We start from the raw sequence: 10704 nt of genomic DNA on the forward strand, positions 1-10704 counted from the left end.
GGCCGGTGACGCGACCCTGGGCGCGGTGGTCAACAACCTCGGCGGGACGCTGCTGGTCTGCCTCGCGGTGCTGGCGCTGCCCTCGGTACGGGCCGGCCTGGTCGCGCTGCGCGGGGCCCGGCTGCCCTGGTGGGCGTACCTGGGCGGGCTGGGTGGGGCGGCCGTCGTGCTGCTCGGCGCGTACGTCGTACCGGTGCTGGGCGTGGCGGTCTTCACCATCGCCCAGGTCGCCGGCGGCAGCGTGGGCGGGCTGGCCGTCGACCGGGCCGGGCTCGCCCCGGTGGGCCGGTTGGCGCTCACCGGTCCCCGGGTGGTCGGGGCGCTGCTCGGCGTGGCGGCGGTGGCGCTGGCCCAGCTCGGCCAGCCGGTCGGGGACCTCGCGCTCGGCCTGGTCCTGCTCGCCGTGGCCGGCGGGCTGGGCGTCGCGCTCCAGTCCGCGCTGAACGCCCGGGTCTCCGCCGCCGGCTCGGCCTCCGCCGGGGTCGTGGTCAACTTCGCCACGGGTACGCCCGTCGTGCTGCTCGTGGCGGCGCTGGCCGGCGCCTTCACCGGGCCGGCCCCGACCTGGCCGGACGCCTGGTACCTGTACGCCGGCGGGCTGCTCGGCGTCGGCATCGTGGCGAGCCTGGTCATCGGGGTGCGGGTGGTGGGCGTGCTGCGCACCGGACTGGCCCTGGTCGCCGGGCAGCTGGGCGGCGCGCTGCTGCTCGACGCGCTGCTGCCGGGCGGACCGGGCGTACGGCTGCCGGTGCTCGCCGGCGCGCTGCTCACCCTCCTGGCGGCGCTGATCGCCGGCCGGGGCGCCGGCCGGCGGGCGGCACCCCCCGATTCCAAGCGAGGAGCGGCGGGGGAGCCGGAGCGGGCGACGGTCAGCCCATGATCAGTTGATGCTCCACCGTCGTACCGGGCCTTCCGGCGACGGGTTCCCATCAACTGATCATGGTGGTGCCGCCCCGGGCGGCCGCGGCCGGTGACCGGCGGCGACACGACCGCTCCGTGTGGCGGTCGAGGGGCGGCCCGCGGCGGATGGCAGACTGGTGGGGTGAGCGAAACCGAGTCGATCCGCCTCCGCCCCCGCCGCATCCGGGTGGTCTGCTGGGCCTCGGCGGCCGCGCTGCTCGTGGTGTTCAGCCTGGTGGCGACCTCGTTGAGCGGCCCGACCGGCGACGGCTACGGCAGCTTCCAGCGCGGCGACCAGATCGCCATGGTCGGTCTCGGTGTCTTCGGCGCGCTCGGCTTCCTGCTCTTCACCCGGCCGCGGGTGGAAGCGGACGCGCGCGGCGTGCGGGTGCGCAACGTCGTCGGCTCGTACGAGCTGCCCTGGGAGGTCGTCCGGGCGGTCCGCTTCGACCGGGGCGCGCCCTGGGCCAGCCTGGAGCTGCACGACGACGACCTGCTGCCGATGGTCGCCCTGCAGGCCGCCGACAAGGAGCTGGCGGTGGAGGGCGTCCGCGCCCTGCGCCGGCTGCACCAGGCACACCAGGCCCGCCTCGCCGAGGGTGCGACCGGCCGCTGACCGCGCCACGGCCCGGGATCGGGGTGCCCGGTTTGGGCGGTGACCCGGCGCGGGTGTAGTGTGGTCGAGTCGACCAGGCTGTCTCCGCGTGCGAGCAGGCAGCCATGAAAGAGGAGCGCCTGCTCCCACCCGTAGTCGCCAGACGGTGGCCGGGTCCGGTCCCCGGTTCCGGGCACGTCCCGGCGCCGGATGCGCGATCATGTGATCGTGCCGACCGGTCGAGCGGGCCCTGGCATGCGCCGGGGCCTTCTGCTTTCCGGGTCGGCTCCCACCCGGGAGCCGCAGGGTCGGCCATGTAGGAGAACTCGACTCGAGGAGGCCCCATCAGCGTCGAACCACGCGTGAACGAGCAGATCCGGGCACGTGAGGTCCGACTGGTCGGCCCCGAGGGTGAGCAGGTGGGCATCGTCCCGCTGGAGCGCGCCCTTCAGCTGGCCGCGGACGTCGATCTGGACCTGGTCGAGGTTGCGCCGATGGCGCGCCCGCCGGTGTGCAAGCTCATGGACTTCGGCAAGTTCAAGTACGAGAGCGCACTGAAGGCGCGCGAAGCGCGGCGTAACCAGCAGCAGACCGTCATCAAGGAGATGAAGCTCCGGCCGAAGATCGACCCGCACGACTACGAGACCAAGAAGGGTCACGTGGTGCGGTTCCTCAAGGCCGGCGACAAGGTCAAGGTGACGATCATGTTCCGCGGTCGCGAGCAGAGCCGCCCGGAGCTGGGTTACCGGCTCCTGCGTCGGCTCGAATCGGAGATCACGGACCTGGGGTACGTCGAGGCCGCTCCGAAGCAGGACGGTCGAAACATGATCATGGTTCTCGCCCCGCACCGGGCCGTCAAGGCCTCCGCGGTCGCCGCGACGGCGTCCCGTGGTGGACCCCGGGACCGGGCGGAGGAGTCCGCCCCGGCAGCCGGTGAGGCCGCGGCGACCGGCGAGACCGCAGCAGCCGGCGAGACCGGCGCAGTCGCCGACAACACCGGCGAGTAACAGGGGAGAGACGTTCCACATGCCGAAGATGAAGAGCCACACGGGTATGGGCAAGCGGGTCAAGGTGACCGGCAAGGGCAAGATCGTTGCCCAGCAGGCCGGCCTCCGGCACAACCTGGAGAAGAAGGCCTCCACCCGGACCCGCCGGCTGACCGGCACGGTCGTGCTGGCCAAGGCCGACACCAAGCGCATCAAGAAGCTGCTCGGCCGCTGACGCGCGCCACCCTGACGTAAGAAGGAGTTGAGATGGCACGCGTCAAGCGGGCTGTGAACGCCCAGAAGAAGCGCCGTACCCTGCTGGAGACCGCCAGCGGCTACCGCGGACAGCGCTCCCGGCTGTACCGCAAGGCCAAGGAGCAGGTGCTGCACTCGATGCAGTACGCCTACCGGGACCGTCGCGACCGTAAGGGCGACTTCCGGCAGCTGTGGATCCAGCGGATCAACGCGGGTGCCCGCGCCAACGGGATGACCTACAACCGCCTGATCCAGGGCCTGCGCCTGGCCGGCATCGAGGTCGACCGCAAGATCCTGGCCGACATGGCCGTCAACGACGCCGCCTCCTTCGCGGCGATCGTCGAGCTGGCCCGGGCCGCGGTCGCGGCCGAGGGCACCGGCGGCGCGGCGGCCCAGGCCGCCTGATCCCGGCGCATCTGAGCGAGGCGCCTCCCGCGTCGTCACCGACGCACGGGAGGCGCCTCGGTCGTGCCGGAGGACCGGAAACCATGCCCTTCACGCCGCGTACACCCCGGGTGGTCGCCGCCCGCCGGCTGCAGCGCCGCCGGGACCGCGAGGCCGCCGGCCGTTTCCTGGCCGAGGGGCCGCAGGCGGTCCGCGAGGCCCTGGCCCGCCCGGGGGTGGTCACCGAACTCTTCGGTACGCCCACCGCCCTGGACCGCCACGCCGAGCTGGCCGCCGACGCGGCCCGCGCCGTCGCCGCCGACGTCGGCCCGGTCGCGCACGCCGTCGGGCTGGACGTCACCGACGAGGAGCAGGTCCGCGCGCTGGTCGCCGACACCGAACGGCGGTACGGCCGGATCGACCTGTTCTGTGCCAACGCGGGCGTGGCCACCGGCGGGGGAGTGGAGGTCGACGACGCCGGCTGGGACCGCGCCTGGCGGGTGAACGTGCTCTCCCACGTCTACGCCGCCCGCGCGGTGCTCCCGGCGATGCTGGCCCGCGGCGGCGGCCACCTGCTGATGACCTGTTCCGCGGCGGGCGTGCTGACCGCGGTCGGGGACGCCCCGTACACCGCCACGAAGCACGCCGCCGTGGGCTTCGCCGAGTGGCTGTCGATCACCTACCGCGACCAGGGCGTCCGGGTCAGCGCGCTCTGCCCGCAGGGAGTGGACACGCCGATGCTCGCCGACGGGCTGGCCGCCGGCCACCTGGGCGCCCAGGTCATCGCCGCCTCCGGCGCGGTGCTCACCCCGGACGAGGTCGCCGACGCGGTGGTCGCCGGTCTCGCCGAGGAGCGGTTCCTCATCCTCCCGCACCCCGAGGTCGCGGACTACGCCCGCCGCCGCGCCGAGGACCCGGACGGCTGGCAGGCCGGCCTGCGCAAACTCGTCCGCCGCCTCCGCGCCTAGCGGCCGGGAGCCGACCGGTTCCTGCGCTGACCTGCTGCGTGACTGCGCCCACCCGGCCTGGCCGAATAGCTCACACCGACAAGCCCAGGGAGCAACAAGCATGACCATCATCGACAAGATCGCCTGGATCCGCCTTGAAAACGGCGCGATCCTCAGCTCGCGATCACGCGGCAAGGATGTCTACTACATCCCAGGCGGCAAGCGAGAACCAGGCGAAGGCGACATCGACACCCTCGTCCGCGAGATTGAGGAAGAACTCAGCGTGACCATCGCTCCTGACACCGCCGAGCACGTCGGAACCTTCCACGCCCAGGCCCATGGTCACCCGGACGGGACGATGGTCCGCATGACCTGCTACACCGCCGACTACCAAGGCGTCCTGCAGCCCAGCAGCGAGATCGAGGAGATGGTCTGGTTCACCCATGCCGACCGCCACCGGGTCTCCCCAGTCGACCAGATCATCTTCGATCATTTACACGAGACGGCGCGCATGCGCTGAGGCAGCGTCGGCACCCGTCCACAGGTATCGACAATTTCTCACCGGACAGGTGGCTGGCAGTCTGGGATCCTTTGCGGATGCGGCAGGTCACCGTGCTTGGCAGTTCTGGTGCCTTTCCCGAGCCAGGCAGTGCCTGTAGCGGTTTCGCCGTGGACTGGGACGGCTACCGGTTGGTGCTTGATCTTGGCTACGCCACGCTGCCGCGCCTGCTCGGGCACTGGCCAGATGGTGCAGTGGACGCTGTCGTCATCACCCATGAGCACCCCGATCACTGCATCGATCTGCACGGGCTGTTCCGGATGCGGTTCTACGGTGACTCCGGTGGACCACGGCTGCCGTTGTACTGCCCGCCGGGCGTACTGGACCGGATCAGCGGCCTGGAGCCGGACGTTGACCTACACGCGGTCTTCGACATGCATCCGCTGCCGGGCAACTACCGGGTGGGGCCGTTCGACCTGACCGGACTGCCGCTCCCGCACTACGTGCCCACCGCAGGCATCCGTATACAGGCTGACGGGATAACCCTGGCTTACTCCGGGGACACCGGCCCGACTCCCGCGTTGGCCGAACTCGGCCGCGACGCCGACCTGTTCATCGTCGAGGCCACCGACCGCGATGGCGAGACCAACCGACCCACACGTAATCTCCTGACCTCCACAGAGGCCGGTTACTGGGCTCGCCGGGCGGGCGCCCGTCGAGTGATGCTCACCCACTTTTGGCCAGGCAATGACCGGGCAGCCGCAGTGGCCGCCGCACAGGTGGAGTTCGACGGTGCTGTGCTGGCGGCCGAAGAAGGCCTCACCGTCACACTCGGGGCGCCAGATCGCTGACCGCTCCTCGTCACGGCGGTGCCAGGGTGTTCGCCCGTACTCGGCTGATCCGACCGTTCGTGGAATGCCTACGTACCGAGGAGCAGCGCTTCGGCGCCCACCGGTCGGAACCCGGCCGCCTGGAAGGCACGGACACTGCGCGCGTTGCCAGCCGCCTGCTGTGACCAGACCGGCTGCCCGTCGGGCACCAGATGCCGGGCGGCCGTCGCCAGCGCCCGCCCCAGGCCCCGGTGGCGACGTCCCTCGTCGACCTCGATCGCCGTTTCCCAGCGGCCTGCTACGCCCCGGCCAAGAAGGATCACCCCGCCGTCGGCCGCCCAGACGCGGACGTCGTCACGGCGCTTACGTGCCCGGACTTCGCGGGGATGATCGGCGTCCACAAGCTCGCGTAGCTTCAGCGGGGGTGCACCGGACAGGGGGCTCGCGACCGTCAGGAGGTCGATCGTGTCGGTGGACCGCCCGGTGCGGTCGAGCAGCGCACCCAGGAAACGCGGATTCATCGTGGCCGCCAGGCCGTCGCAGTCGACAGTGGCCAGGGTGCGGCGTACCCACTGGGGGTCTTCGTCCGTGAACACCACAGAGTGCGCGGTGAATGCGATCACTCCGGCGTCGCGGTGGCTTGGCTGCGGTACCACGGTGGTCCCGCCGTCCGGCGGCGGGAATTGCCCGCGTGCTGCCGCGTCCAGGATATCGGCCAACGTGCCGGCCATGATCACTTTCTCCTCGGTTTCGGGTTGCACCGGGTAGGTGCCGGCGGTGCTTCACAATAGGGGCCATGGTGCTGGGTGTTCCACGTCCGATCGTGGTCGCGCCGATGGCCGGCGGGCCGTCGACGCCTGAACTGGTGGCGGCGGCCGGGGCCGCCGGCGCGGTGGGATTCCTGGCGGCCGGCTACAAGACACCGGACACGGTGGCGCGGGAGGTCGCGGACCTGCGGGCGAGCCGGCTGCCCTTCGGGTTGAACATCTTCGTGCCGTCGCCACCCCCGGCCGACCTGGCACCGCTGCGGGAGTATCGCCGGGCACTGGAGCCGGAGGCGCAGCGGTACGGGGTCGCCCTGCCGCAGCTGCGGCTCGACGACGACGACCACTTCACCGCCAAGGTCGAGATCGCCGCCGCCGCAGCCGTGCCGCTGGTCAGCTTCGCCTTCGGAGTGCCCGAGGCGTCGGCTGTCCAGGCCTTGCGCCGCGCGGGATGCACGGTGCTGGTCACGGTGACCAACGTCGAGGAGGCGCGGCGGGCGGCTGCCGCCGGACCGGACGCGCTCATCGCGCAGGCCGGATCGGCCGGTGGCCACTCGGCCACCACCTCACCCGCCGACTACGACGGCACCTCTACCGCACCAGAACTGGTACGCGACGTCCTCGCCGCCGTGGATCTGCCGGTCATCGGGGCGGGCGGCACCGGAACCGCGGCGGACGTACGACGACTGCTGGCGGCAGGCGCGGTCGCGGTGCAGGCGGGCACGGTGTTCCTGCTCGCCGACGAGGCCGGTACGCGGCCGGCGCAACGGCAGGCGATGCTCTCCGGGCGGTTCACCGAGACCGTGGTGACCCGGGCATTCACCGGCCAGCCGGCGCGGGCGCTGGGGAACAGGTTCACGGACGTCTACTCGGCGAGTGCGCCGGTCGGGTATCCCGCGGTGCACCACCTGACCGCGCCGATCCGCGCGGCGGCTGCCGAACGCGGCGACCCGGACGGGATCAACCTGTGGTCGGGTACGGCACACCGGGAGGCCCGGCCCGGCCCGGTGGCCGAGATCCTGTCCCGACTGAGCGATGCCTGAGCGCCCGCCTGCCGCGACACACGTTCCGGTCCGCAGCGGTAATCAAGGCCGCCCATCGATGCAACCGGTTGCGTAGCTCAGTGCCCGAATCGATTGCCTTGTCAAATGGGTCAACAAGCTGTCGACAAGACATGGTGTTCGCCGAACGCCTCCAACGCCCACGGCCCACCGGTCCCGCGGGGGTGACCGAGCGCGGTTCGTCAATCACCGGCTCGTTGGGACCGGGTGTGGGGACGGGATGGTGAAAGGGAAGTCGGTAGGTGGTCGTCGCGATCCCTACCTCCAGAGGTGGGCCGACCGGGCAGCGTCGGCCAGGAAACCCGCAAGCCGGCGGGTGGAACAGACCGCCGCCTAGCGGAAGTACGGGGCGGCGGAGTGCGAGGCATGGGGCCGCCGGTCAGTCGGAGTCGTCGTCAGCGATGGCCTCCGGCTCCTGGCGCAGCGGTAGATCCCCTCTGTCCGGTACGGAATCCTGAACCGACGACGGAACGCCGTCGCCATCGCCGGACCGTCACCTGGCTTCGGCCGTGCGCAGGTCGGCGATAAGCCGGTCGAGCAGGCGTTCCTCCATTACCGCTCGGCCGGTCCGCCGCATCGACTCGCCTAGCGACTCGTCCCACGGGGTCCCGGCGGGCGTACCGAGCAGGGCCGTGCCGGTGCCCGCCGCAGGCAGGTAGTCGGCGGCTGTCATTCGCCATGGAACCGCACTCGGGTACCGCTGGAGAGCCGCCGCCGTCAGTCGTATGCCGGTCCAGTCGAAGTCGTTGCGCCACCGAATCACTGCCCCACAAGCGGCGCGTAGCAGCGTGTGGACGGCGACCGAGGGCACTCCTTCGGTGCAGATCAGCGGCGGAGCCTGGGCCCCGAGCGCGGCGTTGGCCGCGCGTAACACGGCGGGGTTCTCGCAGACGTACACCTCGTCGCAGGTCACGGTCAGCGGTGCCAGGCGCAGTTGGTGCAGGGTGACCCGCATCGGCACGCCCGCCTGGGCGGCCTCGGTCATCCACCGCCCGACCAGACCGCCGGTGGCCGGCACGTTGAGCACCAGCACCTGGCTGGCGAGGTCGTCCGGGACCAGCCCGACCGATTCCCACAAGGCCCGTTCCTGCTCGCCGTGGACCGGTAGCGCCGTCTGGTGCCACGCGGCGACGGCACGTAGGACGAGTCCACGCAGCGGCCCCTCGGTGAGGGCCTTCGTGTCGTCCAGCACCCGGTCGGCGAAGACCGGCATCGGTTCGTCGGCCGCGGGCAGCGCGTCCAGTACGCCAACCACGTCCTCGAACGGCAGTCCGGTTCGGACGACGCGGGTCAGGGTGCCGTCGCGGCGCAGGCCGTCGAGCCATTCGGCGTACCAGGCGGTGCTGGCGTGCCGGCCGTTGTGAGCTACGGCGAGGACGGCGTCGCGGGCCACCGCCTCGCGTTTCAGCTCGGCCGGCCGGTTGCGTAGCGGGGCCGTCGCGGTGAGCACGTCGGCCAGGCCGACTCCGTGTGCCGCCCGCAGGTGCTCGTCCACCTCGGTGAGTCGGACGCTGAGGCGGGCCGCTGAGGCGGAGCGGTGGGTACCGGTTATGCCGATGATCACGAGACGTTCGTCGTCGGTGGGGGCGGCCAGCGTCACGGTGGCGTCGAGCCGCCCGCCGGTGCGTTCCAGGCTGCGTCGTGCAGCCTTCAGCAACCGCCGCCAGCCAGGCTGCTCGACCAGTTCTGCCGGACTGCCGTGCCCGCCCGGCCGGTCCCGCCCCGGCTGCGCGGACAACGTCTCTCGACCGGTCCGCTCCGACGGCCGGTCGTCGCGCCCGCCGGTCATTCGTCCGCGAGGTCGAGCAGGACGCCGGCCCGCTCGGGTTCTCCGCGACCGTCCGGGGCGCGGCGGGTCTCCGGGGAGCCGAGCGCGCGAGCCAGCGTTCCGTCGAAGTCGGCGACGTTGGTCGAGCCGTCCCAGACCAGCAGCACGGTGGATACGGCGTGTTCCACGGCGGAGTGGGACAGGTCGTAGTGGGCGGCGCCGCTGACCGCCGGGTGGGTGGCCCAGAGGTCGTAGCCGGTCATGAACAGGTCCAGGTCGAACTGTTTCGCCAGGGCCATCAGTTCACCTCGGCCGGTGTCGTCCACGCCGGCGAACGCCTCGTCGAGGCCGAGCAGCCGGGGTGCGTCCGGCCGTGCCGAGCCGAACAGGGCGTTGGCGGCGGCGAAGAGCGGCAGGTGCAAGGAGACCGACTGCTCGCCGCCGGAGAGCTGGCTGTGCCGTGCTCGGGTCAGTGCCTCCGTGCCGCCACCGGGTCGGTGCAGGGTGAACGCGAACGTTCGCCACTGCCGGTAATCGATCACGTTGCCGAGCAGTTCCCGGTACGGCTGCTCGGGCGCTGCCGCCCGCGCCGTCTTGATCCGGGCGGCGAAGTATCGGCGCATGGCGGTGAGCTGGGCCGGCCCGAGCCGGGCCGGATCGCGTTCGAGCAGCTTGCAGACGTCGCGTTGTTCGGCGTCGAGGTCATCGGCGAGCCTCCAGCCGACGCCGACGGTGAGCCCGGAGGACATCCGGCGGGCCCGCATCTGGCTGTCCATCGCCGCCACCAGGTCGCGGGCCTCGATGGTCCGATGATGGATCTGCCGGGCAAGTTGCCCGAGCAGGGCGTCCTCCAGCACCCGCTGCTCGGAGTCGGTCAGCAGTTGCTCCTGGTCGCGGCGCTCGCGGGCGATCCGGTCGGCGAAGTGGGCGACCGGTGTCAGGCCCTGTTCGTCGGCGACCCGGACCACGATCACCCCGTCGTCGGTGTCCCACTCGGGTCGGTGGTCGAGGCCGGCGGCCGGCAGTTGTGCCTGCAGCTCGGTCAGCGCGGTGGTCAGCCGGGTGGCGCTCTGCTTGAGCGACGTCTCGGTGGGGCTCAACTCCCGGGTGGCGGCGAGGATCGCCTCGTGCAGGGCTGCCACCTGCGGATGCAGTTCAGAGCCGGATTGGTCGCCGGGCGCCCCGACCGGCCAGCGCAGGTCGGTGGGGCAGCGCAGCAGGCCCAGCAGGTCCGGCTGGGCGTACGGGCGCAGCCGCTGAGCGTCGTGCTGCGCCTCAGCCACGGCGGCGGCCACGACCTGCTCGCCCAACTCCACCCGGGTCAGCGCGGCGGCCCGCTGTTCCCGGGCGGCGCCGAGCTGGTTGCGGGCCTGCTCGACGGCATTCTCCGCCTCGGTGATCTCGTCGGAGGTCCGGGCCACCTCGGCCAGCACCCGTTCCGCGTCGGCGCCGACGCTGGCCCGCAGCGTGCGGTGCGCCTCGGCCTTCTCCCGGTGCCGGGAGAAGGCCGTCCGCGCGGCGTCCTGCGCGGCGGTGAGCCGGGCGACCGCCTCGTCGTGGCGCTGCCCCGCCTGGGTCTCCTGCTCGGCGGCGTGCGCGGCGGCCGGCCGCGCGCCTTCCAGGCGTACGCCCCGCTTCTCGAATCGGTCCACCGCATCAGCGGTGTCGTCGATGCGGTCCACCGGCAGCGAGCGCTCCGCCGTCGCCCGGCGCAG

12 protein-coding genes are annotated in these 10704 nt (G+C 72.2%); 9 read left to right on the top strand and 3 right to left on the bottom strand.

Translation table 11 applies throughout. The features are described from left to right. From NCC78_RS20610 to NCC78_RS20645, 8 genes are all read left to right on the top strand, one after another. A partial coding sequence (locus NCC78_RS20610) for a DMT family transporter (protein ID WP_250796365.1) occupies positions 1-880 on the top strand: 880 nt, incomplete at its 5' end. 162 nt (positions 881-1042) lie between these two features. Continuing rightward, the gene (locus NCC78_RS20615) at positions 1043-1516 is read left to right on the top strand and encodes a PH domain-containing protein (RefSeq protein ID WP_250796366.1); all 474 of its coding nucleotides are present in this window, start codon (positions 1043-1045) and stop codon (positions 1514-1516) included. A gap of 341 nt (positions 1517-1857) precedes the next feature. Further along, on the top strand, positions 1858-2502 hold the full coding sequence (gene infC, locus NCC78_RS20620; protein ID WP_250796368.1) for a translation initiation factor IF-3: 645 nt from the start codon (positions 1858-1860) through the stop codon (positions 2500-2502). 19 nt (positions 2503-2521) lie between these two features. Next, positions 2522-2716 carry a 50S ribosomal protein L35 gene (gene rpmI, locus NCC78_RS20625; protein ID WP_250796369.1) on the top strand — a complete coding sequence of 65 codons (195 nt, stop codon included), beginning with the start codon at positions 2522-2524 and terminating at the stop codon, positions 2714-2716. 32 nt (positions 2717-2748) lie between these two features. Next, positions 2749-3141, top strand: a complete 393-nt coding sequence (gene rplT, locus NCC78_RS20630; protein WP_091087503.1) for a 50S ribosomal protein L20 — start codon at positions 2749-2751, stop codon at positions 3139-3141. Positions 3142-3224: 83 nt separating this feature from the next. Continuing rightward, on the top strand, positions 3225-4088 hold the full coding sequence (locus tag NCC78_RS20635) for an SDR family oxidoreductase (RefSeq protein WP_250796370.1): 864 nt from the start codon (positions 3225-3227) through the stop codon (positions 4086-4088). 100 nt (positions 4089-4188) lie between these two features. Next, entirely contained in the window at positions 4189-4587 is a 399-nt protein-coding gene (locus tag NCC78_RS20640) for an NUDIX hydrolase (protein WP_250796371.1), read from the top strand. Between the two features lie 77 nt (positions 4588-4664). Further along, positions 4665-5417 carry an MBL fold metallo-hydrolase gene (locus tag NCC78_RS20645; RefSeq protein WP_250796372.1) on the top strand — a complete coding sequence of 251 codons (753 nt, stop codon included), beginning with the start codon at positions 4665-4667 and terminating at the stop codon, positions 5415-5417. Between the two features lie 68 nt (positions 5418-5485). Here the strand turns inward: NCC78_RS20645 and NCC78_RS20650 are convergent, their stop codons facing one another. Then, positions 5486-6127: a GNAT family N-acetyltransferase gene (locus tag NCC78_RS20650; RefSeq protein WP_250796373.1), complete on the bottom strand. Its 642-nt coding sequence runs from the start codon at positions 6125-6127 to the stop codon at positions 5486-5488. A 65-nt stretch (positions 6128-6192) separates the two neighbouring features. Between NCC78_RS20650 and NCC78_RS20655 the strand changes: the two genes are divergently transcribed. Next, positions 6193-7203 (top strand): nitronate monooxygenase, encoded by a 1011-nt coding sequence (locus tag NCC78_RS20655; protein WP_250796374.1) that lies wholly within the window; start codon positions 6193-6195, stop codon positions 7201-7203. Between the two features lie 511 nt (positions 7204-7714). Here NCC78_RS20655 and NCC78_RS20660 read toward each other — a convergent pair. Together NCC78_RS20660 and NCC78_RS20665 are read right to left on the bottom strand one after the other, a co-directional pair. Next, the gene (locus tag NCC78_RS20660; RefSeq protein ID WP_250796376.1) at positions 7715-8959 is read right to left on the bottom strand and encodes a TIGR02679 family protein; all 1245 of its coding nucleotides are present in this window, start codon (positions 8957-8959) and stop codon (positions 7715-7717) included. Positions 8960-9006: 47 nt separating this feature from the next. Then, positions 9007-10704 (bottom strand): SbcC/MukB-like Walker B domain-containing protein (locus NCC78_RS20665; RefSeq protein ID WP_284706334.1); only part of this gene is annotated, 1698 nt, incomplete at its 5' end.

This window comes from Micromonospora phytophila, assembly GCF_023656545.1.
GTDB classification, from domain to species: domain Bacteria; phylum Actinomycetota; class Actinomycetes; order Mycobacteriales; family Micromonosporaceae; genus Micromonospora; species Micromonospora phytophila.